This window comes from Rhizobium sp. Rhizsp82 (genome assembly GCF_047325115.1).
Taxonomy (GTDB): Bacteria; Pseudomonadota; Alphaproteobacteria; order Rhizobiales; family Rhizobiaceae; genus Rhizobium.
This window is the reverse complement of the sequence record NZ_CP168570.1, coordinates 3,025,458-3,049,201: the sequence shown is the minus strand read 5'-3', so window position 1 is coordinate 3,049,201 and position 23,744 is coordinate 3,025,458. Positions and strand designations below refer to the sequence as shown.

Annotated in this window: 21 protein-coding genes; 13 read left to right on the top strand and 8 right to left on the bottom strand. The window is 62.0% G+C overall.

Annotated elements, in window-relative coordinates; all coding sequences use genetic code 11:
• The first annotated feature begins 193 nt into the window (after positions 1–193).
• From ACEN84_RS20145 to ACEN84_RS20100, 10 genes are all read left to right on the top strand, one after another.
• Positions 194–1,099, top strand: coding sequence for a carbohydrate ABC transporter permease (locus tag ACEN84_RS20145; protein WP_112715177.1), 906 nt, complete (start codon positions 194–196; stop codon positions 1,097–1,099).
• Entirely contained in the window at positions 1,092–2,036 is a 945-nt protein-coding gene (locus ACEN84_RS20140; protein ID WP_413709686.1) for a carbohydrate ABC transporter permease, read from the top strand. Before ACEN84_RS20145 ends, ACEN84_RS20140 begins: the two co-directional genes overlap by 8 nt.
• Positions 2,037–2,038: 2 nt before the next feature.
• The gene (locus tag ACEN84_RS20135; protein ID WP_413709685.1) at positions 2,039–3,124 is read left to right on the top strand and encodes an ABC transporter ATP-binding protein; all 1,086 of its coding nucleotides are present in this window, start codon (positions 2,039–2,041) and stop codon (positions 3,122–3,124) included.
• A gap of 120 nt (positions 3,125–3,244) precedes the next feature.
• Positions 3,245–5,710, top strand: coding sequence for a beta-mannosidase (locus ACEN84_RS20130; protein WP_413709684.1), 2,466 nt, complete (start codon positions 3,245–3,247; stop codon positions 5,708–5,710).
• Between the two features lie 36 nt (positions 5,711–5,746).
• Positions 5,747–6,508 carry a sugar phosphate isomerase/epimerase family protein gene (locus tag ACEN84_RS20125; RefSeq protein ID WP_413709683.1) on the top strand — a complete coding sequence of 254 codons (762 nt, stop codon included), beginning with the start codon at positions 5,747–5,749 and terminating at the stop codon, positions 6,506–6,508.
• Positions 6,509–6,516: 8 nt separating this feature from the next.
• Positions 6,517–7,650, top strand: a complete 1,134-nt coding sequence (locus tag ACEN84_RS20120) for a Gfo/Idh/MocA family protein (RefSeq protein ID WP_413709682.1) — start codon at positions 6,517–6,519, stop codon at positions 7,648–7,650.
• Positions 7,651–7,854: 204 nt separating this feature from the next.
• Positions 7,855–8,886 carry an L-glyceraldehyde 3-phosphate reductase gene (mgrA, locus tag ACEN84_RS20115; protein WP_413709681.1) on the top strand — a complete coding sequence of 344 codons (1,032 nt, stop codon included), beginning with the start codon at positions 7,855–7,857 and terminating at the stop codon, positions 8,884–8,886.
• A 241-nt stretch (positions 8,887–9,127) separates the two neighbouring features.
• Entirely contained in the window at positions 9,128–10,741 is a 1,614-nt protein-coding gene (locus ACEN84_RS20110; RefSeq protein WP_413709680.1) for a glycoside hydrolase family 43 protein, read from the top strand.
• A gap of 7 nt (positions 10,742–10,748) precedes the next feature.
• Positions 10,749–11,246: a GNAT family N-acetyltransferase gene (locus tag ACEN84_RS20105; protein WP_413709679.1), complete on the top strand. Its 498-nt coding sequence runs from the start codon at positions 10,749–10,751 to the stop codon at positions 11,244–11,246.
• A 129-nt stretch (positions 11,247–11,375) separates the two neighbouring features.
• A complete protein-coding gene (locus ACEN84_RS20100; RefSeq protein ID WP_112715159.1) occupies positions 11,376–11,699 on the top strand; it encodes an RcnB family protein in 324 nt (107 codons plus the stop codon).
• A gap of 48 nt (positions 11,700–11,747) precedes the next feature.
• Here ACEN84_RS20100 and ACEN84_RS20095 read toward each other — a convergent pair whose 3' ends face one another.
• The 3 genes from ACEN84_RS20095 to znuA all read right to left on the bottom strand — a co-directional run bounded on the left by ACEN84_RS20095 (position 11,748) and on the right by znuA (position 14,201).
• On the bottom strand, positions 11,748–11,918 hold the full coding sequence (locus ACEN84_RS20095) for a hypothetical protein (protein WP_413709678.1): 171 nt from the start codon (positions 11,916–11,918) through the stop codon (positions 11,748–11,750).
• Positions 11,915–13,120, bottom strand: coding sequence for a zinc metallochaperone GTPase ZigA (gene zigA / locus ACEN84_RS20090; RefSeq protein ID WP_413709677.1), 1,206 nt, complete (start codon positions 13,118–13,120; stop codon positions 11,915–11,917). Before zigA ends, ACEN84_RS20095 begins: the two co-directional genes overlap by 4 nt.
• Before the next feature lie 91 nt (positions 13,121–13,211).
• Positions 13,212–14,201 (bottom strand): zinc ABC transporter substrate-binding protein ZnuA, encoded by a 990-nt coding sequence (znuA, locus tag ACEN84_RS20085; RefSeq protein WP_413709676.1) that lies wholly within the window; start codon positions 14,199–14,201, stop codon positions 13,212–13,214.
• Positions 14,202–14,301: 100 nt separating this feature from the next.
• Here znuA and ACEN84_RS20080 point away from each other — a divergent pair, with 100 nt between their 5' ends.
• The 3 genes from ACEN84_RS20080 to ACEN84_RS20070 are packed head-to-tail and all read left to right on the top strand — an operon-like array spanning position 14,302 to position 16,392.
• On the top strand, positions 14,302–15,192 hold the full coding sequence (locus tag ACEN84_RS20080) for an ATP-binding cassette domain-containing protein (RefSeq protein WP_413709675.1): 891 nt from the start codon (positions 14,302–14,304) through the stop codon (positions 15,190–15,192).
• Positions 15,185–15,997 carry a zinc ABC transporter permease subunit ZnuB gene (gene znuB, locus ACEN84_RS20075; RefSeq protein ID WP_130278564.1) on the top strand — a complete coding sequence of 271 codons (813 nt, stop codon included), beginning with the start codon at positions 15,185–15,187 and terminating at the stop codon, positions 15,995–15,997. Before ACEN84_RS20080 ends, znuB begins: the two co-directional genes overlap by 8 nt.
• A complete protein-coding gene (locus ACEN84_RS20070; protein WP_112715151.1) occupies positions 15,994–16,392 on the top strand; it encodes a Fur family transcriptional regulator in 399 nt (132 codons plus the stop codon). The genes znuB and ACEN84_RS20070 overlap by 4 nt, the downstream gene beginning before the upstream one ends.
• 27 nt (positions 16,393–16,419) lie before the next feature.
• Here ACEN84_RS20070 and ACEN84_RS20065 read toward each other — a convergent pair whose 3' ends face one another.
• The 5 genes from ACEN84_RS20065 to ACEN84_RS20045 form a co-directional block, all read right to left on the bottom strand.
• Positions 16,420–16,608 (bottom strand): hypothetical protein, encoded by a 189-nt coding sequence (locus ACEN84_RS20065; RefSeq protein WP_413709674.1) that lies wholly within the window; start codon positions 16,606–16,608, stop codon positions 16,420–16,422.
• A gap of 81 nt (positions 16,609–16,689) precedes the next feature.
• Positions 16,690–17,220: a gamma carbonic anhydrase family protein gene (locus tag ACEN84_RS20060; RefSeq protein WP_413709673.1), complete on the bottom strand. Its 531-nt coding sequence runs from the start codon at positions 17,218–17,220 to the stop codon at positions 16,690–16,692.
• Positions 17,221–17,229: 9 nt separating this feature from the next.
• Complete coding sequence (locus ACEN84_RS20055; protein ID WP_413709672.1) at positions 17,230–17,928, bottom strand: fumarylacetoacetate hydrolase family protein; 699 nt, start codon at positions 17,926–17,928, stop codon at positions 17,230–17,232.
• A 73-nt stretch (positions 17,929–18,001) separates the two neighbouring features.
• Positions 18,002–19,975: a CHASE2 domain-containing protein gene (locus ACEN84_RS20050; RefSeq protein WP_413709671.1), complete on the bottom strand. Its 1,974-nt coding sequence runs from the start codon at positions 19,973–19,975 to the stop codon at positions 18,002–18,004.
• Entirely contained in the window at positions 19,975–23,640 is a 3,666-nt protein-coding gene (locus tag ACEN84_RS20045; protein ID WP_413708522.1) for a FecR domain-containing protein, read from the bottom strand. Before ACEN84_RS20045 ends, ACEN84_RS20050 begins: the two co-directional genes overlap by 1 nt.
• Between the last annotated feature and the right edge of the window lie 104 nt (positions 23,641–23,744).

Sequence of the window (23,744 nt, the reverse complement as noted above, 5' to 3'; positions counted from 1 at the left end):
CGTTCACCTGCTGCTACGGTCCGGCCCTGGTTCTCCAGGGCCGGCTGCCCGGACTTCGTTTAGACCCGGCAGGCGGCAGTCATTCTCAGGTGGGCTTGAACCGCCGTGCTGAGATGGGAGCGATTGGGAGACCTGCCGCAAGGCGGGCTTCCATTCCGGATCACGAAACGCGATTGCGATTCAGGAGGTCACAATGACGGGTCAAGCGAGAGCAGGCCGGCCAAATCAATTACTGCGCAATCTCAATGCGAAGATTGCATCCATTCCCATGATCCTGACGGCGGTGGTTATCTTCCTCGGCGGCACGGTCTGGACGGTATTTTATTCCTTCACCAATTCGAAGCTTCTGCCGCGGATGAGCTTCGTCGGCTTCGATCAGTATGAGCGGCTGTGGGCCGCGCCGCGCTGGGTGACGGCGATCGAGAACCTTGCCGTCTACGGCATTCTCTCGCTGATCTTTTCCCTTGTCATCGGCTTCGTGCTGGCGGCGCTGATGGATCAGAAGATCCGCTTCGAAAACACCTTCCGCACCATTTTTCTCTATCCTTTCGCGCTGTCGTTCATCGTCACGGGCCTGGTCTGGCAGTGGGTCCTGAACCCCGATTTCGGCCTGCAGTCCGTCGTGCGCTCGATGGGATGGACGAGCTTCACCTTCAATCCGCTCTATACGCCCGAGATCGTCATCTACGGCATCCTGATCGCTGCGCTGTGGCAGGGGACCGGGCTCGTGATGTGCCTGATGCTCGCCGGCCTGCGCGGCATCGACGAGGACATCTGGAAGGCCGCGCGCGTCGACGGTATCCCGATGTGGAAGACCTATCTGTTCATCGTCATCCCGATGATGCGCCCGGTCTTCATCACCACGCTGGTCATCATCGCCTCCGGCATCGTCAAGGTCTACGACCTCGTCGTGGCGCAGACCTCGGGCGGTCCGGGCATCTCATCGGAAGTACCGGCGAAGTATGTCTACGACTACATGTTCCAGGCGCAGAACCTCGGTCAGGGCTTTGCCGCATCGACGATGATGCTGATCACGGTTGCGATCATCATCGTGCCCTGGGCTTATCTGGAATTCGGAGGAGGGCGCAAGCGTGGCTAATATCGGAACCCTCAACACCACGGCCGCCGGCTTCGACGCCGTCTCGACGAAGATCGGTGCCGGGCCAAGCGGCCCGCGGCCGAAGCCGGCGCTGTCGGCCCGCAACATCATGCTCTATGGCACGCTGTTCGTCGCAGCCCTCTATTACCTGCTGCCGCTCTACGTGATGGTCGTCACGTCGCTGAAGGGCATGCCCGAAATCCGCATGGGCAACATCTTCTCGCCGCCGATGGAAATCACCTTCGAGCCCTGGGTGAAGGCCTGGGCCGAGGCCTGCACCGGTCTCAACTGTGACGGTCTTTCCCGCGGCTTCTGGAACTCGGTGCGGATCACCGTTCCGTCGGTGGTGATCTCGATCGCCATTGCATCGGTCAACGGTTACGCGCTCGCCAACTGGCGCTTCAAGGGATCGGAACTGTTCTTCTCGATCCTGATCATCGGCGCCTTCATTCCCTACCAGGTGATGATCTATCCGATCGTCATCGTGCTGCGCGAGATCGGCCTCTATGGCAGCCTGACCGGCCTCGTCATCGTCCACTCGATCTTCGGCATGCCGATCCTGACGCTTCTGTTCCGCAACTACTTCGTGTCGCTGCCGCAGGAGCTCTTCAAGGCGGCGCGTGTCGATGGCGCGGGATTCTGGCAGATCTTCCTGCGCATCATGGTGCCGATGTCGCTGCCGATCTTCGTCGTTGCGATGATCCTGCAGGTCACCGGCATCTGGAACGACTTCCTATTCGGCGTCGTCTTCACCCGCCCGGATACCTATCCGATGACGGTTCAGCTCAACAACATCGTCAATTCCGTCCAGGGTGTGAAGGAATACAACGTCAACATGGCCGCAACGATCCTCACGGGTCTGGTGCCGCTTATCGTCTACTTCGTGTCCGGACGTCTCTTCGTCCGCGGTATCGCCGCCGGCGCAGTGAAAGGTTGATCATGAACACAAGCGTTTCCATCAAAGATCTGTCGTTGAATTTCGGCGCTGTCAGCGTTCTCAAGGACCTGAACCTCGATATCAACGACGGCGAATTCCTGGTTCTGCTCGGCTCGTCCGGCTGCGGCAAGTCCACGCTCTTAAACTGTATTGCCGGCCTCCTCGATGCGTCGGAAGGGCAGATCTACATCAAGGGCAAGAACGTCACCTGGGAAGAGCCCAAGGACCGCGGCATCGGCATGGTGTTCCAGTCCTACGCGCTCTATCCGCAGATGACGGTCGAGAAGAACCTGTCCTTCGGCCTGCAGGTCGCCAAGGTTCCTCAGGCGGAGATCGACAAGCGCGTCGCCCGGGCTGCCGAGATCCTGCAAATCCAGCCGCTCCTGAAGCGCAAGCCGGCCGAGCTTTCGGGCGGCCAGCGCCAGCGTGTCGCCATCGGCCGCGCCCTGGTGCGCGATGTCGACGTGTTCCTCTTCGACGAGCCGCTGTCGAACCTCGACGCCAAGCTGCGCTCGGAGCTGCGCGTCGAGATCAAGCGTCTGCACCAGTCGCTGAAGAACACGATGATCTATGTCACGCACGACCAGATCGAGGCACTGACGCTGGCCGATCGTATCGCCATCATGAAGAGCGGCATCATCCAGCAGCTCGCCGATCCGACGACGATCTACAACAAGCCGCGCAATCTCTTCGTCGCCGGTTTCATCGGCTCGCCGTCGATGAACTTCCTGCGCGGCGAACTGGCAACTGCGAACGGCAAGCCTGCCTTTGTGGCAAACGGCGTGACCTTCTCGCTGGAGGGATACCAGGCTTCCGAGCCGCTGCAGCCCGGCCGAAAGGTGGTGCTCGGCGTCCGTCCCGAGCATATCAAGGTCAACGAAGAGCTCGGTGCCGAAGTTCATGAAGCGACGGTCGACGTCGAGGAGCCGATGGGCGCCGACAATCTGCTCTGGCTGAAACATGCCGGACATACGATGTCGGTACGCATCAACGGCGCGCGCCGCTTCAGCCCCGGCACGCCGGTCAAGCTCGGCTTCGACACCTCGCTCGCGTCGGTTTTCGATGCCGAGACCGAGGACCGGATCTGACAAACGCAATAGGGGCGGGGCGTAAGCTCCGCCTTATCCTCAATAGCGGCCGAAAGGCCGTCCAAGTTTGGCCGCGGACCGGTATCGGTCTTCCCAAGGCGGCCTGATCGGAAACATACCATGACGTCCTTGCCGAAGAACGGTTCCCCCATCGACCTCTCGGGCAGCTGGCACCTTGCCTCCGCCGATGGCGAGGTCAAAACCACGATCAATATTCCGGGCGATGTGCACACCGCGCTGCATGCCGCCAATCTCATTCCCGATCCTTATTTCGGCCGGAACGAAGAGAAGATCCAGTGGGTCGCGCATCAGGAATGGACGATCGAGCGCAGCTTCAAGCTTAAGGAAACCGAGGGCGACTGGTATCTCGATATCGACTACCTCGATACGGTCGCCTCGGTCTATGTGAACGGCTTCCTGGCGCTTTCGGCCGATAACGCCTTCCGCCGTTACCGTCCTGACGTGACGTCGATGCTGAAGGCCGGCGATAACACGGTGCGTATCGTCTTCAAGTCGAGCATCGCGGAAGGCGCCGACCGGCAGGGTAAGCAGCCTTTCTACATTCCCTATTCGACCGGCAATTCGCCGATCCCGAACGGCAACATGCTGCGCAAGCCGCAGTGCCATTTTGGCTGGGACTGGAATATCGCTCTCGCGCCGCTCGGTCTCTACGGAACGGTCGCGCTGAAGAAACTGGAAACCGCCCGCATCGAGCATGTGACGACGCGCCAGACGCATAATCTCGACGGCAGCGTCGAATTGCAGGTGACCGCGACGCTCTATTCGAAGAACCCGGGCATCGTGCCTGTGCATTTCGAGCTCGACGGCGAGCGGGTGCGCCTTGATGTCGGCGTCAATGGCGGCGAGACCGTCATCAATCAGTTCTTCCAGATCGACAAGCCGAAGCTCTGGTGGCCGTCGGGCAGCGGCGAGCAGGCGCTCTACACGTTGAAGGTCGAGCTTCCCGCCGATAGCGTCACCAAGCAGATCGGTCTGAGGACCGTTGAGCTGATCACCACGCCCGATGCCGCCGGCAGCCGTTTCGCCTTCAAGGTCAATGGCCGCGAAATCTTCTGCCGCGGCGCCAACTGGATCCCGGCCGACGCGCTCTATTCGCTGTCGTCGCCGGAGAAGACCGAGGACCTGCTGCAGTCGGCGAAGGCCGCCAACATGAACATGATCCGCGTCTGGGGCGGCGGGTTCTACGAGCAGGATTATTTCTACGATCTCTGCGACCGGCTGGGCCTGATGGTCTGGCAGGACTTTATGTTCGCCTGCAACCTCTATCCCTCGACCGATGACTTCCTCGATAGCGTTGCGCTCGAGGTGGACTATCAGGTCAAGCGGCTCTCCTCGCATCCGTCGATCGCCATCTGGTGCGGCGACAACGAGCTGGTCGGGGCGCTCACCTGGTTCGAGGAGTCGCGCAAGGATCGCGATCGCTATCTCGTTTCCTACGACCGCCTGAACCGGGTGATCGAGCTGGCGATGAAGAAGGCGGCGCCGGGCGCCATCTGGTGGCCGTCGAGCCCGGCTTCCGGCTATCTCGATTTCGGCGATGCCTGGCATGCCGATGGTTCCGGCGACATGCATTACTGGTCGGTCTGGCACGAGAACAAGTCGTTCGACAATTACCGCACGGTGCGGCCGCGTTTCTGCTCCGAATTCGGCTTCCAGTCCTATACGTCGCTGCCTGTCATCAAGACCTATGCGGACGCCAAGGACATGAACGTCGCGTCGCCGGTCATGGAGCTGCACCAGAAGAATGCCGGCGGCAACGAGCGTATCGCCGGCACGATGTTCCGCTATTTCCGTTTCCCCAAGGATTTCCCTAATTTCGTCTATCTCAGCCAGATCCAGCAGGGCCTGGCGATCAAGACGGCGGTGGAATACTGGCGGTCGCTGAAGCCGCATTGCATGGGAACGATCTACTGGCAGCTCAACGACACCTGGCCGGTCGCCTCGTGGTCGAGCCTCGATTACGGCGGCCGCTGGAAGGCGATGCACTATCTGGTCAAGCGCTTCTTCCAGCCAGTAGCCGTCGCCGCCATTCCGGCCGATGACGGCAAGTCGATCCGCTTCTCGCTGGTCAACGATACGCTGGATGAAGTCAGCGTCGATCTCTCGATCTCGATCCTGACGATGAAGGGTGAGCGCAAGCACCTGCGGGATGTTCAGGCGGTCTGCTCGCCGGACGCGGCGGTGACGGCTGCCTCGATCGATATCTCGGATATCCCCGAGGGAACGCTGCTTGCCTGGCGCTTCACGGCCTCGAACGGCATGGGGGGCGAGGGGCATCATGTCCACGGCACCTACAAGGCGCTGGAGCTCGAACCCGCTGATCTGCAGGTGACGCATGAATATGTCGAGGAGGACGGCTCGGTCTGCCTCAATGTCACCGCCAGGGGACTGGCGCTCTTCGTGATGATCGAGACGGACGAGGACGGGAAATATTCCGACAACGCCTTCGATCTCGCGGCCGGTGAAACCCGCCGCATCACCTTCACCCCGGCCAAGGCGCTCAAAAAGGGCAAGCTGCCGGACTTCCGTTTCTACGACCTGCATTCCTGCCAGTCGGCAGAATGAATTTGAAAGATGGGCACGAGGCCCGAGGAGGAAATGATGACGAAACTCAGCTTTCAGCTCTATAGCGCGCGCAACTTCCAGCCCTATTCGGCGATCTTCGAAAAGCTCGGCAAGGCCGGTTACGGCGAAGTCGAAGGCTTCGGCGGTATCTATGCCGATCTCGACGATGCCGGATTGAACAGCCTGCGCGGCGAACTGGACAAGAACGGCCTGACGATGGCGAGCGGCCATTTCAGCCCGGATTTCCTGGATGGCGAAGTCAAGAAGTCGCTCAACATCGCCAAGCTTCTCGGCATGGATTCGATCTATGCGCCGCATCTGGCCGCCGATCAGCGCCCGACCGACGGCGCCGGCTGGCTGGCATTCGGCAAGCGCCTGCATGAGATGGCAAAGCCCTTCAAGGATGCCGGCTACGAGTTCGGCTGGCACAATCACGACTTCGAATTCGTGAAGCTCGCCGACGGTTCTCTGCCGATCGAGCGCATCTTCGAAGGCGCGCCGGATATTTCCTGGGAAGCCGATATCGCCTGGGTCGTCCGTGGCGGCGCCGATCCCTTCGCCTGGATCGAGAAGCTCGGTTCGCGCATCACGTCGGTCCACGTCAAGGACATTGCGTCCGCCGGCGAGAACAAGAACGAGGACGGCTGGGCCGATGTCGGCCATGGCACGCTGCCCTGGGCAAAGCTGATCGCCGCGCTGAAGGGCACCAAGGCCAAGCATTTCGTCGTCGAGCATGACAATCCGGCCGATGTCGATCGCCTGATCACCCGCTCGATCGCATCCTTCAAGACCTATTGAGGCATATCATGACCAAGGAACTTGGCGTCGGCATCATCGGATGCGGCAACATCTCCACCACCTATTTCTCCCTGTCGCCGCTGTTCAAGGGCCTGAAGGTCCTGGCCTGCGCTGACATCAACATGCAGGCGGCCGAAGCGCGTGCCGCCGAATACGGCGTCAAGGCGCAGACGATCGAGGAGCTCCTCAAGAACGATGAGATCGACGTCGTCGTCAACCTGACGATCCCGGACGCGCATTTCCCGGTCTCGAAGTCGATCCTCGAGGCGGGCAAGCACGTCTATTCGGAAAAGCCGCTGGTTCTGACGCTGGAGCAGGGCGAGGAACTTCGCCGCATCGCCAAGGAAAAGAACCTCTCCGTCGGCTGCGCGCCCGACACCTTCCTCGGGGGCGCGCATCAGCTCGCCCGCAAATTCATCGATGAAGGCGGCGTCGGCCGGATCACCTCGGGCGCCTGCTACGTCATGAGCCCGGGCATGGAAATGTGGCATCCGAACCCGGACTTCTTCTTCCTGCCGGGCGGCGGCCCGATCCTCGATCTCGGTCCTTACTACATCGCCAATCTGATCAACCTGATCGGTCCGGTGAAGCGCGTGGGCGCCATGACCTCGATGGCATCGGAAACCCGCACGATCACCAGCGCGCCGCGCAACGGCGAAGTGATCCCGGTGAAGACGCCGACGACGATCCAGGCGATCCTCGAATTCGTCAGCGGCGCAACGGTGACGTTGACGGCAAGCTGGGACGTGTGGTCTCACCGCCATGCCAATATGGAGCTCTACGGCACCGAAGGCTCGCTCTATGTGCCGGATCCGAACTTCTTCGGCGGCGTCGTCGAGGCGAGCGGCAAGGACAAGGACATTAAGCCGGTCGAGGGCTGGGATCATCCCTTCGGCATCTTCAACCAGGAGAGCCCGCAGGGACCGCGCGCCAACTACCGCACGGCCGGTCTCGCCGACATGGCGATGGCGATCATCGAGGGGCGTGATGCGCGCTGCTCGCTCGACCGCACGCTGCACGGCGTCGACGTCATGACGTCGATCCTGAAGTCTGGCGAAGAAGGCCGCTTCATCGAACTGACGACGACCTGCACGCAGCCGGCTGCCCTCGGCATCGAAGAGGCGCAGGCGCTGCTTCGCTGAACAAGGGACGGGAAGGTTCGCCATGCGCGAGCCTTCCCGCAGCCGTCATCCTCGGGCTTGTCCCGAGGATCTAGTGATGGCGCGGCAGATCCTCGGGACAAGCCCGAGGATGACGAAATTTAGGTCTGCGCTGAGGTTGCCTAAGGCGTATAAGTGCGGCACTAGCGGGTCATCGAGACCCGATATTTTATCAAGGAGAATTTTATGAGCTGGCAACCGGCTTCCGACCGTTATTCGAAGATGAAATACAACCGCACGGGCCGTTCGGGCCTGAAGCTGCCTGCCGTCTCTCTCGGCCTCTGGCACAATTTCGGCGGCGACACGCCACATGACCGCAAGGTCGACATGTGCCGCACGGCCTTCGATCTCGGTATCACCCATTTCGACCTCGCCAACAATTACGGCCCGCCTCCCGGCAGCGCCGAGACCGCGTTCGGCGAGATCCTGCGTACCGATTTCGCAGGCCTGCGCGATGAGCTGATCATTTCGTCCAAGGCCGGTTACGACATGTGGCCGGGTCCTTACGGCGAGTGGGGCAGCCGCAAGTATCTGATCGCGTCCTGCGACCAGAGCCTGAAGCGCATGGGCCTCGACTATGTCGATATCTTCTATTCGCACCGCTTCGACCCGGAGACCCCGCTGGAAGAGACCTGCGGCGCGCTTGATCATATCGTCCGCTCCGGCCGCGCGCTCTATGTCGGCATCTCGTCCTACAATTCGCAGCGCACCCGCGAAGCGGCCGCGATCCTTAGGGAACTCGGTACGCCATGCCTGATCCATCAGCCGAGCTATTCGATGCTCAATCGCTGGGTCGAGGACGACAAGCTGCTCGACACACTCGATGAAACGGGCATGGGCTCGATCGTCTTCTCGCCGCTGGCGCAGGGCATGCTGACCACCAAGTATCTCGGCGGTATCCCGCAGGACAGCCGCGCGGCGCAGAACCACTTCCTGAAGAAGGACTTCATCCGTCCTTCGATCATCGACAACATCAAGAAGCTCAACGAGATCGCCGAGAAGCGCGGCCAGACGCTGGCGCAGATGGCAATCGCCTGGGTGCTGCGCGGGGACCGCGTGACCTCGGCACTGATCGGCGCCAGCCGCTCCTCGCAGATCGTCGATTGCGTCAAGGCACTCGACAATCTCGAGTTCACCGCGGACGAGCTGAAGCAGATCGATGTCTATGCCAAGGAAGCGGATATCAATCTGTGGGCTAAGTCGGCTGAGCTGGACTAATCATCCGGCAAGCTGGGTGCTGAGGGGGGTGACGGGCGACGTGTCTTCACACTCCCTCATTCCTGTGCTCGTCACAGGAATCCAGCCGCCGCGCGTCTGCGCGGCGAAGAGAGGCTTTCCAGCCCAAGGACTTGGGCTGGCTAGATCTCTGTGACGAGCACAGAGATGAGGGAGCGCGCGGGGCTGATACCGGAGTCTCTGTCGTTCTGATGTACGTACCGCAAATTCTGGAGGAGCCGCCATGATCCGCAATCCCATTCTGCCCGGTTTCAATCCGGACCCGTCGATCTGCCGTGTCGGCGAGGATTACTATATCGCGACGTCGACCTTCGAGTGGTATCCGGGTGTGCAAATCCATCATTCGCGCGATCTGGTGAACTGGACGCTGGTGAAGCGTCCGCTGGAGCGCAAGTCGCAGCTCGACATGCGCGGCAATCCTGACAGCTGCGGCGTCTGGGCGCCCTGTCTTTCCTATGCAGATGGTTTGTTCTGGCTCGTCTACACCGACGTCAAGCGCTTCGATGGCAATTTCAAGGATGCGCATAATTACATCGTCACATCGCCGTCGATCGACGGCGAGTGGTCGGAGCCGATCTACGTGAATTCTTCCGGCTTCGACCCGTCGCTGTTTCATGATGAGGACGGCCGCAAGTGGTTCGTCAACATGCAGTGGAACCACCGCACCGAGAGCTACGGCGGCGCGCCGAAGTCACCGGCTTTCGACGGCATCCTGCTGCAGGAATGGGATGCCGAGACGCGTTCGCTCGTCGGGCCGATCAAGAACATCTTTGCCGGCAGCCCCCTGGGGCTCGTCGAGGGGCCGCATATCTTCAGGAAGAACGGCTACTATTATCTGACGACAGCCGAAGGCGGCACCGGATACGACCATGCGGTGACGATGGCGCGCTCGCGCAGCATCGATGGTCCCTATGAGATGCATCCGAACATGCATCTGATCACCTCCAAGGACCAGCCGGGCGCCGTGCTGCAGCGGGCAGGGCATGGGCAATATGTCGAGACGCCGGATGGGCAGGTCTATCACACCCATCTCTGCGGGCGGCCGATGCCGCCGAAGCGGCGCTGCACGCTGGGGCGCGAGACGGCGCTGCAGAAATGCGTCTGGAAGGAGGATGGCTGGCTCTATCTCGAAAACGGCACCGCCGTGCCCGATGTCGAGGTGCCCGGCCTGAATGGCGCGACGCTTGCCGAAAAGCCGGTTCGCACCGAGTACAGTTTCGACGGCGGCAAGCTGCCAGCCGATTTCCAGTGGCTGCGTACGCCGGAGCCGCAGCGCATCTTCAACCTGACGGAACGGCCCGGTCATCTGCGCCTGATCGCCCGCGAAAGCATCGGTTCCTGGTTCGAGCAGTCGCTGGTGGCGCGCCGCCAGGAGCATCACAGCTTCCGCGCCGAGACGGTCGTCGAGTTCCAGCCGGATACCTACCAGCAGGTGGCGGGCCTGACGCATTACTATAACCGCCACAAGTTCCATGCCGTCGCAGTGACGCTGCATGAGAAGCTCGGGCGCTGTGTGACGGTGCTCTCCTGCGATGGCGATTATCCGAATGGGCGGCTGAGCTTCCCGGCAGGCAGTGGTGCCGGCGTGCCGGCCGAGGGCCGCGTCCAGTTGTCGATGGAAATCCGCGAGAACGGGCTGCAGTTCTTCTGGCAGACCGAGGGCATGGGCGCCTGGCAACCTGTAGGCCCCGAGCTCGATGCCGGCGTCGTTTCCGACGAGGGCGGGCGCGGCGAGCATGGCTCGTTTACCGGCGCCTTTGCCGGCGTCTTTGCCTTCGATACGTCGGGCAGGGCGAAGACGGCCGATTTCGACTGGTTCAATTACGAGGAGCTGTAAGGGAACAATGAGCGATATAGACATCGTCCCGATCGCAGAGCAGCATATCGACGGCTTTCATCAAGCGCTCGATACCGTCGCCCGCGAGCGGCGCTACTTGACCTTCCTGGAGGCGCCGCCGCTCGAGAGCACGCGGGCCTTCGTACGGGATATGATTGCCAACGGCCATTCGCAATTCGTGGCGATCGCCGACGGCGCGGTGGCCGGCTGGTGCGATATCCGCCGCCACGCGCAACCGATCCATGCCCATGGCGGGGCGCTCGGCATGGGCATCCTGTCGGCGTTTCGCAGCAAGGGACTTGGCGAGCGGCTGATCAGGAAAACGATTGAGGATGCCCAGTCGAAGGGGCTGGTGCGCATCGAGCTCAACGTCCATGCCGATAACGCCCGCGCCATCCGGCTTTACGAGCGCGTCGGCTTCGTTCGGGAGGGGATCGGCAAGGACTTCGTCTGCATCGACGGGCGTTATCTCGACGTCATCTCAATGGCAATCGTGCGCCGCTGACGCTGCGAACGCTACATTAGATATCCGGCATAAGCCTTTGTCTGGATTACAGAAGTTTAATTAAAATTTCAGATTCGGTTCATCTTTATGGACGTAATTTCGGGGCGTGTTCAACACGAGGAAACCCCAATGAAAAAGTTCTTCGCCGCTCTTCTCTCCGCCTCCTTCCTGCTGTCGCCGATCGTTGCTTCGGAAGCCAGCGCCAACGATTACCGCCGCCCTGTGGTCGTCGAGAAGAACGTTCACAAGCAGGTCATCGTCAAGAAGTACCGCTGGACCAAGGGTCATCGCGTCACCGCCGCCGAGCGTCGCCGCATGGCTGACGTTCGCGATTACCGCCGCTACCGCCTGTCGGCTCCGCCGCGCGGCTATCACTGGGTAAAGGTCGACAACGACTTCCTGCTGGTCGGCGTCGCCACCGGCATCATCACCAGCATCATTGCCGGCCGCTAAGCGGTTGCGGGAATGAAACAGAAAGGGCGGCAGCGATGCCGCCCTTTTTCATTCGTCCTGACCGGCAGCCGGTTTGTGTCCGATGGCTGCCTTGAGCAATGCTGCTGCCAGCGCCCTGGCTTTGGTCGGCTGCGGCTCGGGAATGCTGAGGCCGGGGATCGGCGGCAGCGGTTCGCATTCCTCGCAGACGCAGCGGAAAGCCTTTGCTCTTTCGCTCATGCGGCGCGCAATGCCCAGCTGGCGAAGGGATCTGGAAGATCGCGCCATTTCTCGGGCGTGAAATCCGCGGCATCGACGAGACATGCATCCAACCCGGCGCGAATCTCGGCCTCGTCCATCGGCTCGGCGCCGATGAAGACGATCTCTTGGCGGCGATCGCCCCAGACAGGGTCGAGATAGGGCGCAATGTTGTTTTCGAAGCCAGGGTCGCGCGGCCACTGCTCCTTCGGCACCGCCGTCCACCACAGACCCATCTTGCCGGTGCGGACGATGGCGCCGGCCTGGCTGATCTCGCCGACATAATGTGGGCGGGTTGCCAGCCAGAAGAAGCCTTTCGAACGGACGACGCCCGGCCAGGGGCGATCGAGGAAGGCCTGCAGCTTTCCGGGGTGGAAGGGCCGCTTCTCGCGATAGACAAAGGAGCGGATGCCATATTCCTCGGTCTCCGGCACATGATCCCGGAAGCCGTGCAGCTCCTTGTACCAGAGCGGGTGGGTCTCGGCCTTGTCGATATCGAAGCGGCCGGTGCCCAGGACGTCTGCGAGTTCGACGCGGCCGAAATCCGTCTCGATCAGCTTCGCATCCGGGTTCAGCCCGGTGATGATGATGCGGGCGGCGTCGCGCTGCTCCGGCGTCGCCGTGCCGGCCTTGTTGAGGATGACGACATCGGCGAATTCGATCTGCTCGACCAGGAGATCGACGATCGTCCTGTTGTCGCCATCGCCTGCAGTCTCGCCGCGATCGGCGAGGAAATCGGTAGAGGCGTAGTCCGCCAGCAGATTGGCGGCATCGACGACGGTGACCATGGTGTCGAGCCGGGCGAGATCGGAGAGGCTTTCGCCGGCCTCATCGCGGAACTCGAATGTGGTGGCGACGGGCAGGGGCTCGGCAATACCTGTCGATTCGATCAGCAGGTAATCGAACCGGCCCTGTTCGGCGAGCTGGCGGACCTCGGTCAGCAGGTCGTCGCGAAGCGTGCAGCAGATGCAGCCGTTGGTCATCTCGACCAGCTGTTCCTCGGTGCGCGACAGGTTGGCGCCGCCATCCCTCACCAGCGCAGCATCGATATTCACCTCGCTCATGTCGTTGACGATGACGGCGACGCGCATGCCCTGTCGATTGGAAAGGACGTGATTGAGCAGCGTCGTCTTGCCTGCGCCGAGGAAGCCGGACAGGACGGTGACCGGGAGCCTGTTATCCATGGATGTCTCCGTGTTAATGTTATATCATTACATATTCTGATCTGAAAAAGGCAAGCGGAAGGGCTCGCCTCTCTCATCGGTATTCGAAAGCTCAGCTCTCGCGGCTGAGGCAATCCTTCATGCTGGCTGCAATGCCGCGCATCAGGGTGAAGTAGAGATCGGGACCGGCTTCAAGCGTGGCGGCTTCCGGATCGAGGACGCCCGACTTCGCCTTGGTGCCTTCGATGACGACGTCGACGAGGCGGGGTTCGAATTGCGGCTCGGCGAAGACGCAGGTGGCGCCAAGTTCGGCGACCTTCTTGTGAATCTCGGAAACGCGCTCGGCGCCGGGGATGGTTTCCGGGCTGACGGTGATCGAGCCAGCGACCTTGATGCCGTAGCGGTGCTCGAAATACTGGTAGGCATCGTGGAAGACGATGAAGGGCTTGTCCTTGACGGGCGCGACGGTGGCCGCCAGCTCCTTGTCGAGGGCATCCAGCTTGTCATCGAGCGTCTTTGCATTGGCCTGATAGGTCAGCGCGTTGGCCGGATCGGCGGCAACCAGCGTCGTGGTGATTTCGGCGGCCATCGCCTTGGCATTGGCGGGATCGAGCCAGAGATGGGTATCGAATTCGCCGTGATCGTGGTCATGATCATGCCCGTGGTCATCGTGACCGGCGGCTTCCGCATGGTCGTGGTCGTGCGCTTCGGCCTCGTCGCCATCGTCATGCGGCTCGAAGGCGCCGCCTTCACGGAACTTCAGCTTGGTGAGGCCGGGCGCATCGTCGAGCTCGGCAATGCTGGCATCGGAGCCGAGCGATTCCAGCGGCTTTTGCAGAAAGGCCTCGAGGCCGGGGCCGACCCAGAAGACCACCTTGGCGTCCTGCAGCGTGCGCGCATTCGAGGGCTTCATGCTGTAGGTATGCGGGGAGGCGGCGCCATCGACGATCAGCTCCGGCGTGCCGACGCCCTGCATGATTGAGGCGACCAGCGAATGGACAGGCTTGATCGAGGTGACGACGACAGGCGCATCGGCGGCCTGGGTTGCGCCCGCCAGAAGCAGGGCCGGAAGGGCGAGGGAGAGGCCGGCGGCCAGTTTCATGTGCGCGCTCCGCTTGAATAGCGTTTGTTATGTTATTACATCAATTGCGTAATGCTATAACGTGTGCGATAGCATGACGCAACAGCACATCAGGAAAATTATGTTATCTCCCGCCAATACAGGGGCGAAGCCGCTGGTTTCCCTCAACAATGTCGGCATCAGGCGCAACGGGCGCTGGCTGGTCCGCGGCGTCGATTTCTCGGTTTCGCCGGGCGAGATCGTGACGCTGATCGGCCCGAACGGCTCCGGCAAATCGACGAGCGCCAAGGCGGTCATCGGTGTTTTGAAGCCGGATGAGGGCACGGTCGAGCGCCTGTCCGGCCTGAAGGTCGGCTATGTGCCGCAGAAGTTTGCGGTCGACTGGACGCTGCCGCTCACCGTGCGCCGGCTGATGACGCTTACGGGGCCGCTCGCCGACAAGGAAATGATGGCGGCGCTTGAGGCGGCCGGCATGGCGCATATGCTCGATGCCGAGGTTCAACACCTCTCCGGCGGCGAATTCCAGCGCGCCCTGATGGCCCGCGCCATTGCCCGCAAGCCCGATCTGCTTGTGCTCGACGAACCGGTGCAGGGCGTAGATTTCTCCGGCGAGATCGCCCTCTACGACCTGATCAAGCAGATCCGAAACAATACCGGCTGCGGCATCCTGCTGATCTCGCACGACCTCCATGTCGTCATGGCCGAGACGGATACCGTCATCTGCCTCAACGGCCATGTCTGCTGCCGCGGCACGCCGCAGACGGTCAGCCAGAGCCCGGAATATGTGCGCCTGTTCGGCAGCCGCGCGGCGCAGACGCTTGCCGTCTACAGCCACCATCACGACCACACGCATTTGCCCGACGGCCGCGTCCAGCATGCCGATGGAACGGTGACCGATCACTGCCATCCGGAGGATGGTCATCACCACGATCATGATCACGCGCATGGTCATGACCATGACCACGACGGGCACGATCACCATCATCACCATGCGGGAGAGCGCCATGCTTGACGATTTCTTCGTCCGCGCGATCCTCGCCGGTGTCGGTCTGGCGCTGACCACCGGGCCGCTCGGCTGCTTCATCATCTGGCGGCGGATGGCCTATTTCGGCGACACGATCGCCCATTCGGCGCTGCTCGGCGTGGCGTTGTCGCTGCTCTTCCAGTTCAACCTGACGCTCGCCGTCTTCGGCGTCGCCGCGACGGTGTCGATCCTGCTGCTTCTCCTGCAGAAGCGTCAGGCACTGTCGGCTGATGCGCTGCTCGGCATTCTCTCGCATGCAACGCTGGCGATCGGTCTCGTCATGGTCGCGTTCATGAGCTGGGTGCGCATCGATCTCATCGCCTTCCTGTTCGGCGATATCCTGGCCGTCTCCAAGAGCGATATCGCGGTCATCTGGATCGGCGGTCTCTTCGTCGTTGCTGCGATCATCTGGCTGTGGCGGCCGTTGCTGGCCTCAACCGTCAATCCGGAGCTGGCCGAAGCCGAGGGCATGCAGCCCGAGAGGGCGCGGCTGTTTTTCATGCTCCTGATGGCCGTCGTCATCGCCATCGCCATGAAGATCGTCGGGATCATGCTGATCACCTCGCTGCTGATCATTCCGGCTGCGGCCGCCCGCCGCTTTTCGCCGACGCCTGAGATCATGGCGGTGCTCGCATCGCTGATCGGCGCCGTCGCCGTGGTCGGCGGGCTGTTCGGCTCGCTGACCTATGATACGCCATCCGGCCCGTCGATCGTGGTGGCTGCACTCATCCTCTTCATCCTCAGCCTGCTGCCGCGGCTGGGACGCAGACAAGCGCAAGGACAAGGCACATGAACACGCCGCAACTGACCAAGAACCAGGCTCTGGTCTATGACGTCCTGGAAAAATCCGAAGGGCCGCTCAGCGCTTACACGATCCTCGACAAGCTCAGGGATCACGGTTTTCGCGCGCCGCTGCAGGTCTACCGGGCGCTCGACAAGCTGCTCGAATATGGCGTCGTCCACCGGCTCGAAAGCATCAACTCTTTCGTCGTCTGCGCCCATCCGGACGAGAACTGCCACAACCACGGCACCGTCGCCTTCGCCATCTGCGAAAGCTGCGGCCAGGTCATCGAATTTCACGACCACGAGGTGGATCACAGGCTGATGGACCGGATGCGCGCTAAGAAGTTCAAGGCCGAGAAGACGACGATCGAGATCCGCGGCGTTTGCGAGAGCTGCGCGGCTTAGGCTTTCGCGCGATTCAGGCCGCGGAGGCTATTGCTCTCTCTTCTTGCCGTACTTGCGGATGATCTTCGGCGCAACGAAGCGCATGATCAGCTGGAAGCCTACGACGATGGCGAACATGTAGAGCCAAATGCTCCAGTTGCCCTCAGCGGAGAAGGCGAAGTTCAGGCCTATGATGACGGCAAAACTCAAAGCGAATGAAATGATGTAAATGGCCATCCGATCCTACCCCCAGACAATCCTATTGTAGATATCGACGGGGTGCCTTTCAACCTGGAGGGGATTTCTGGCCGTAATCCCTTAGTCTAGTCGCCTGAGATCGCGCGCGAACCTTTGCCAGTTCGACACGTATTTCTCCGCCGAGCGCTTCAGCCCTTCTATCGCCTTATCATCCAGTGTGCGGATGGCGCGGGCGGGGGAGCCGACGATCAGCGAGCCGTCGGGGAATTCCTTGCCCTCGGTGACCAGCGCGTTGGCGCCGACCAGGCAATTGTTGCCGATCCTGGCGCCGTTGAGCACCGTCGCGCCCATGCCGATCAGCGCGTTGTCGCCGATGGTGCAGCCGTGGACGATGGCGTGGTGGCCGATGGTGCAGCCTTCGCCGATCGTCACGGGCGCGCCTGGATCGGTATGCAGCATCGCGCCTTCTTGGATGTTGGTGTTGCGGCCGACGAAGATCGGCTCGTTGTCGCCACGCAGCACCGCGCCGAACCAGATGCCGGCGCCTTCACCGAGCTCGACGTCGCCGATCACATGCGCATCCGGAGCGATCCAGTAAAGACCGCTTGCGGGAAGGCGTGGCGTCAGTCCTCCGAGCGCATACACCGGCATGGCAATTCCTCAGCTGACGGTGACGGTGAGGGTGGCAATGCCATCGATACCGCATTCGACGATATCGCCCTTGATGACGGCGCCGACGCCCGCGGGCGTGCCGGTCATGATCACGTCGCCAGGCGCCAGGATGAACAGCTTCGAAAGTTCGGCGATGATCTCCGGCACCTTCCAGATCATCTGGTTGAGATCGCCTTCCTGGACGCGCTTGCCATTGTGATCGAGCCAGATGCGGCCGCTTGCGGGGTGGCCGAGCTCATCCGCGGGGACGATTGGCGAGACCGGGGCGGAGAATTCGAAGGCTTTCGCGACCTCCCAAGGGCGGCCCATCTTCTTGGCGACGGCCTGCAGGTCGCGGCGGGTGAAATCGATGCCGATCGCGTAACCATAGATGCATTCAAGCGCCGTCTCGACCGGAATGTTCTCGCCGCCTTCCTTCAGGAAGATCACGCATTCGGCTTCGTAATGCACATCTTCGGAGAGCGGCGGATAGGGGAAGGGTTTTCCGGCGGGCAGCAGATTGTCCGGGTTCTTCTGGAAGAAGAAAGGCAGCTCGCGGCTCGGGTCATGGCCCATCTCGATCGCATGGTCGGCATAGTTGCGGCCAACGCAATAGACGCGGCGCACGGGGAAGAAATCGGCGCTGCCTTCGATGGGAAGCAAAACGGGCTGCGGAACGGGGATGACGGTCTTGAGATCGGCGGACATGGCATGCTCTTGCTGTTATCGGTGCGGCGATCTTAGACGTAAAAGGTGACGCAGGGAAAGGACGCTGGCGCGATTATCGGTCCTGTGCCGCGTCGTGGCGCATGACTGCGTAATAGCCCGAAAGTTCCGGGATCATCGCCGCCATCACGTCGAAGCGGGGATCGTCCTCGACCAGTTCGCCGGCATATTTCGCCTGCAGGAACAGCGCGTGGGCGGCGAGCGCATCGTCATTGGCCCGGTGCAGAATAGTGAAGACAGGGGCAGGGACGGTCTTGCCCTTGACGATGACGCGGTCGAGCTCGGCGATTGTATATTTGCCGCTGACCAGGAATGCCGTGGTCTCGCCGAGCAGAAGCGCGACGCCATAATTCTTCGAGGCGCCCTCCAGCCGTGAGGCGAGGTTGACGCTGTCGCCGAGGCAAGAGTAGTCGAAGCGGCGGGTGGAGCCCATATTGCCGACGACGCATTCGCCGGTATTGATGCCGACGCCCATCTTCAGCACATGCAGCGGCGTACCAAAGGCCCTGGCTTCGGCTTCCAGCTCGTGATTGAGCTTGGTGATCTCCTCCTGCATCGCCAGCGACGCGGTGACGGCATGCATGGCATGATCGGGATCGTCGAGTGGGGCGTTCCAGAAGGCCATGATGCAATCGCCCATATATTTGTCGATCGTGCCGCCATGGTTCATCACCACTTCGGACAGCGGCGTCAGCAGCCGGTTGATCAGCGTCGTCAGCTGCTCCGGATCGTCCTTCATCGTCTCGGCGATGGTCGTGAAGCCGCGCACATCCGAAAACAGCACCGAGAGCGTGCGCCGCTCGCCACCGAGCTTCAGCTGCGAGGGGTCTTCCGTCAGCCGCTTGACGAGTTCCGGCGAGATATATTGCGAGAAGGCGCGGGTGATCTGCTGCTTGTTGCGACGCTCCTCGGCGAAGTCGAAGGCAGCCTGGCCGAAGGCGACGGCGATATAGGCGATCGACGGGCCGAGCGGCGAGACGAAGACATGGCCGAAGCGGATGCCGGCAAAGCTTGCGGCAGCGAAGACGCCGATCGCGGCAATCGCGGCTGCGAGTGTCAGCCAGCTGGTGGAGCGCCAGACCGTTGCCGCCGCGAGGATCGCCGCGACGAGGATCGCCAGCGCCACCAGCGGCAGCGCGCCCCTGGCGATATAGAAGCGGTGGACGATATTGTCGTAGATCGTTGCCTGGATCTCGACGCCAGCCACCAGCTTGCCGGTGTGGACGGTATAGGGCGTCGCAAAGGTATCGGCGCCGCCCTTGTCGATCTCGGGTGCGTTCTGCAGGCTGAGGCCGACGAGCACAACGCGGTTCCTGAAGAAATCAGGGGGCAGGAAAGTCGGCGGATCGAGCGCCTGATAATAGGAGACCGTCGGATAGCTGCGGGCCGGGCCGAAGGACTGGATCATCGCGCCCGCGGGCGGCATCGCGGCCGCCTTTCCCGCGGCGGCCGCCAGCATCACGGCAAAGCCGTCGCGATAGGCGGGAATGGTGCGGAAGGTGCCGTCGCCGCCAAGCTCGATTGAGGCGATGCCGGTTCTGGCACCGGCGGCCGTGAACTGCGGCATCGGCGTGGTGCGGATCAGCTGATCGGCCTGCGGCGCCTGGATCAGCGTTTCATCACCGGCGAGCACCAGATCGGGTGCGGAGGCTGCGGTGATTGCCGCGTCATTCTCGGGAGACGACGGCTCGGCCATGATGATGTCGAGACCGATCGCCTTGGCGCCGGCGGCCCGCAGCGCCTTGATCAGGTCGGCGTGCAGGCGGCGCGGCCAGGGCCATTGGGCGTTGATCTGCGCCAGCGCCGGTTCGTCGATCGCGACGATGACGGGCGCATCCTCGGGCGGAAGGGGATCATCGACCGTCGAGAGATAGTCGAAGCTCCGGAGCTCGAGCAGCGACCAGGCGGGCAGCCGCGACAGAAACGAAATTGCCACCAGCGTCGCCAGCACCAGCACGGCAAGCCTGACCGGCCGGCTGCTGAACGGCCAGCCGGGAGCGCGGGTGGACTGGCGGGGATTGGAGCGCATCAGAAGCGGATCTTCAGGCTGCCCTTGACCGCACGCCCCCAGCCCGGCACGCCGGGCGCAACCTCGAAATCCTCGTCGAGAAGGTTAAAGGCAGAGGCTTCGAGGGCGAACCGCTTGTCGAGCGGCTCCCAGATCATGTTGGCGTCGAGGGTCCAGTAGTCGTCAAGTTTAACGGTCGTGAAGGGACCGAGTTGCCCCTCGCGTGTGCCTATGTAGTTGGCCGCGAGTGTTGCTTTGACATTGGCTTCGTTGACCCAAGTGACAGCAAGCTGGGCACTGCGTTCCGGCACATAAGGCAAAGCCTCACCGAAGCCAATGTTGCTCGCATCCTCGTTTTTGGAGTGCGCATAGGCAACCGTTGCAGAGATACCAAAGCCGTAGGAGAGAGCAACGTTGGCTGTGGCACTTAGCCGATCAAGTCTACCATCACTGATGCTGATGCCCCCTGGAAGATAGGGAACAAAGGGGCTGGTGATCGGGTAACCCAGGTTCAGATCCTTGATCTGCTGATGCTGGTATTCGACACTCGTGAAGAAGCTATCGGTCCACTGCGCGTCCCATTGTACCGCAATGGTGTCGGTGTATCCGTCGTTGCCTGAGTATAGCTGGTTTGATTGCAGGCCCAGAACGCCAATCGGCGACAGCGTCGGGCTGCCAAGGTCGAAGCTCTGGCGCATGTAGGCAACACGTAACCACTGGCCGTCGGAAGGTGTCCAAGCGACACCAAGGCGAGGCTCAATCCTAGCCGTGTCTGTTGTCTCGCCATCCACTAACGTTCCGAAGATTGCATACTCGGCTTTCAGCGTGGGAGTGATTTCATGAAGCAGGTCGATATAGGCACGGCCAAGACCGATTGCTTCATCAGTTCCGGCCGCGAAAGGAAATGAATCCGACGCCTCTGCATGGATGACACCGCCTTCCAGGCCGTACCGCCAAGTCAAATCATCACTTCCGTAGAGGTGGTTGATCGCAACTATATAGTTCTGTTGAGAACTTGTAGCAAAGCGCCCTGTAACTGGTGGTATGCCAAAACCTTGGGTAATGCGCTGTTCACTATCGGTATAGAAGAAAGCTGAATTTACAACGTTGCGATACCCGAAGGTATGGCTCCAACCAATCCCGGCCGCAGTCTCCCTTGAGTTGACCCTGTCGCTTTCGTTGTACGGCACACCGCCCGGTGCGAAGGGGAAATCGATCGTTTGATCGATCCGGCTATCGCTATGATTGGCGTAGAGGACGAAGCGATCGTCGGGATTTGGCGTTGCGGTCAAATACGCATTACCGGACCAGTTTTTGATATCGCCATTGTTGGTTCCAGGCCCGAGCAAACCGACTAGAGATTGACCATAATCGCCGCCATACGGCGTCTGCACCCACGTCAAATTCAGATACCCGCTCACCGGGAACGGGGCATTGGCAAAACCCTGGAGCTCCGCTTCACCCGTCGGTTTCGTCTCGCCAGCCGAATTGATAAAGCCCGCGCCAAGCGACCCCTCCAGAAACGGGCGGCGCAGGAGGTTGGCGGAGCGTGAGCGGCCGGACAGCATGTGCGGATCGAGCAGCAGACCCTGCAAGAGCGCTGAGAAGCTGTTCGAGTTCAGCTTGTAGAGATCGATCTCGTCGTCGAAGATTTCGGTATTGGCGAAGGGGCGGATGTTGCCGCGGATCGACTGGTCGACATAGCCGCTGCCGGCGAAGGGGTCGAAGACCGCATCGCCGTAATAGCGGCCCCAGGCGTTGAGGCCGCGCAGGCGGAAGGCATTGTTCAGCGTCGAGCCGGCATCCTGATTGGCGCCGAGCGAGCCGTAGTGGCCGCCGCGGGCCTTGGAGCGGCGCAGGAATTCCTGGGCATTCTCAAGCGCGCCATCCGGATCGTAATCATCGATCGCGACGGCGGTGCGGAATGACGAGATCACCGGATCATTCTTGTCCAGCCGGTCGGCATTATCCAGCGCCTGTTCCGAGAGGACGCGGTCGCCCTTTTCGTAGTGGCCGGCGGCGAGCATCAGCTGCGCCTGCGAATGCGCCGGATTGGCGGTCGAGGATGCCAGGAGATCGTCGATCGCCTTGTCCATCTCGCCCATCTGCAGATAGTAGCGGCCCCGGGCGAGCAGCGCGATGTCGAAGGCCGGGTCGGCGGCGAGCGCGAGGTCGATTTCGCGCTTGGCTTCCTTCATCCGTGACTGATCGAGATAGAGAATTGCCAGATTGGCGTGGCCGATCGGATCGTCGGGATCGAGCTCGATCGCCTTCTTGAGGGCGGCTTCGGCTTCGCGCGAGGCGCCGCGGGCATCCTGCAGCAGACCGAGGTCGTTCCAGGCCATGGATGAGCCGGGCGCCACTTCGATCGCTGCGTTCAAGTCGGCGAGGGCGCCTTCGAGATCGCCCTGATAATCTGCGCGCATGCGGGCGCGGGCCTGCAGGGCGTTCGGGTCCTGCGGGTCGATCGCCAGCGAGCGGGCGATTGCATCCTGCATCTGGACGCGGTCGTTGATCAGCAGCGCGAGCTGGGCGCGCAGCGCCGGAAGCGTCGAGTCCTCGGGGTAGTGCGCCTCGGCTTGCTTCATCGTGGCGATCGCTGCCGGGATGTCTTCGAGGAAGCCTGCCGTATAGGCCTTCATCACCGCGGCGTAGGGGCCGGTGACGCTCGCCGGCGGCTTCTCGTTGCGGGAGGGATCGCGCAGCGACCGGGCGTAATAGCCGCCGTAGGCGGCGATGCCGCGGCGCAGCGGATCGAGGGAGCGTTCGGCGCTGGCAAAGAGTTTGGCCGCATCGTCATAGCGCTTCTCGGCGCCGGCGATCAGCGCCTCGATGAGATCGGCGCGGGCGCGCTGGGAGGCGGAGAGGCGAGAGGCGCGGGCCTGCGCCAGGGATTCCAGCGCTTTCCTGCGGCCATCGAGCGAGAGCTGCACTTCGGCAAGCGTCAGCCAATCCTCGGCGCTGCGGGCGCCGGGCGCCTTGGCTTCGATGCGGCTGCGCTCGCTGCGCATCTTCTGCACCGGAAGCGGCGAGGCGGGCATGAAGGTGAAGCCGCTGCGCAGCGTCAGATAGAAGAGCATCTGCTCGCGATCATCCGGCGTGACGATGACGAGCTTGCGCGGCGCCTGGCCGATGGTGGCGACGGCGCCTTCGCCCTCCGCCACCTGGACGCTGCCATACTCGTTCTTCAGCTCGACCTGTCCCTCAAGCACGATCAGCGAGGTCTGGTCGCCCTTGACGGTCAGCGTCCAGTCCGTGCCGCGGATGGCGGCGGCCGCTGCCGGGGTCTCGACCGTCAGCCCCGTGCCGCCGCGCTGGGCGCGGGCCCACATGGTGCCGGATTGCAGGTTGAGGATCGTGTCGCCGTCGCGCGCCATCTTCTTGACCTGCAGCGCCGAATTGCGGCCGAGGCGAACCTGGGTGCGGTCGGCAAAGAGGATGGCGAGCTGGCCGGATGCATTGGTGCGCAGCACGTCGCCGCCGAGCAGATCCTGGTGCAGGTCGACATTCTGCCAGTTCGACAGATCGACGAAGCGCACTTCCTCGCCCATCTTGCGGTCGATGACGGAACCGGCTGCCGGTTCAGCGCGCAAAACAGGGTCGGCCGCTGCCGGCCGCGCAACAAAAGACGCCGCCACAGTCAACGCCATCACGGCGGACATGGAATTCGTAAATCTACCCCTCATAGAAAAGCGTTTGTCTTTGGCGTCGCCAAAAGTCAAGCAGAGTTCTACTTATGCTCTTGCTTTGGTTGTGAAGTGTAATATCAGGGAAACACTTTGCGGCGGAG

Coding starts and splice junctions, on each gene's coding strand:
- ACEN84_RS20145 (WP_112715177.1), top strand. CDS start 194: ATGACGGGTCAAGCGAGAGCAGGCCGGCCAAATCAATTACTGCGCAAT.
- ACEN84_RS20135 (WP_413709685.1), top strand. CDS start 2,039: ATGAACACAAGCGTTTCCATCAAAGATCTGTCGTTGAATTTCGGCGCT.
- ACEN84_RS20130 (WP_413709684.1), top strand. CDS start 3,245: ATGACGTCCTTGCCGAAGAACGGTTCCCCCATCGACCTCTCGGGCAGC.
- ACEN84_RS20125 (WP_413709683.1), top strand. CDS start 5,747: ATGACGAAACTCAGCTTTCAGCTCTATAGCGCGCGCAACTTCCAGCCC.
- ACEN84_RS20120 (WP_413709682.1), top strand. CDS start 6,517: ATGACCAAGGAACTTGGCGTCGGCATCATCGGATGCGGCAACATCTCC.
- mgrA (WP_413709681.1), top strand. CDS start 7,855: ATGAGCTGGCAACCGGCTTCCGACCGTTATTCGAAGATGAAATACAAC.
- ACEN84_RS20110 (WP_413709680.1), top strand. CDS start 9,128: ATGATCCGCAATCCCATTCTGCCCGGTTTCAATCCGGACCCGTCGATC.
- ACEN84_RS20105 (WP_413709679.1), top strand. CDS start 10,749: ATGAGCGATATAGACATCGTCCCGATCGCAGAGCAGCATATCGACGGC.
- ACEN84_RS20100 (WP_112715159.1), top strand. CDS start 11,376: ATGAAAAAGTTCTTCGCCGCTCTTCTCTCCGCCTCCTTCCTGCTGTCG.
- ACEN84_RS20095 (WP_413709678.1), bottom strand. CDS start 11,918: ATGAGCGAAAGAGCAAAGGCTTTCCGCTGCGTCTGCGAGGAATGCGAA.
- zigA (WP_413709677.1), bottom strand. CDS start 13,120: ATGGATAACAGGCTCCCGGTCACCGTCCTGTCCGGCTTCCTCGGCGCA.
- znuA (WP_413709676.1), bottom strand. CDS start 14,201: ATGAAACTGGCCGCCGGCCTCTCCCTCGCCCTTCCGGCCCTGCTTCTG.
- ACEN84_RS20080 (WP_413709675.1), top strand. CDS start 14,302: ATGTTATCTCCCGCCAATACAGGGGCGAAGCCGCTGGTTTCCCTCAAC.
- znuB (WP_130278564.1), top strand. CDS start 15,185: ATGCTTGACGATTTCTTCGTCCGCGCGATCCTCGCCGGTGTCGGTCTG.
- ACEN84_RS20070 (WP_112715151.1), top strand. CDS start 15,994: ATGAACACGCCGCAACTGACCAAGAACCAGGCTCTGGTCTATGACGTC.
- ACEN84_RS20065 (WP_413709674.1), bottom strand. CDS start 16,608: ATGGCCATTTACATCATTTCATTCGCTTTGAGTTTTGCCGTCATCATA.
- ACEN84_RS20060 (WP_413709673.1), bottom strand. CDS start 17,220: ATGCCGGTGTATGCGCTCGGAGGACTGACGCCACGCCTTCCCGCAAGC.
- ACEN84_RS20055 (WP_413709672.1), bottom strand. CDS start 17,928: ATGTCCGCCGATCTCAAGACCGTCATCCCCGTTCCGCAGCCCGTTTTG.
- ACEN84_RS20050 (WP_413709671.1), bottom strand. CDS start 19,975: ATGCGCTCCAATCCCCGCCAGTCCACCCGCGCTCCCGGCTGGCCGTTC.
- ACEN84_RS20045 (WP_413708522.1), bottom strand. CDS start 23,640: ATGAGGGGTAGATTTACGAATTCCATGTCCGCCGTGATGGCGTTGACT.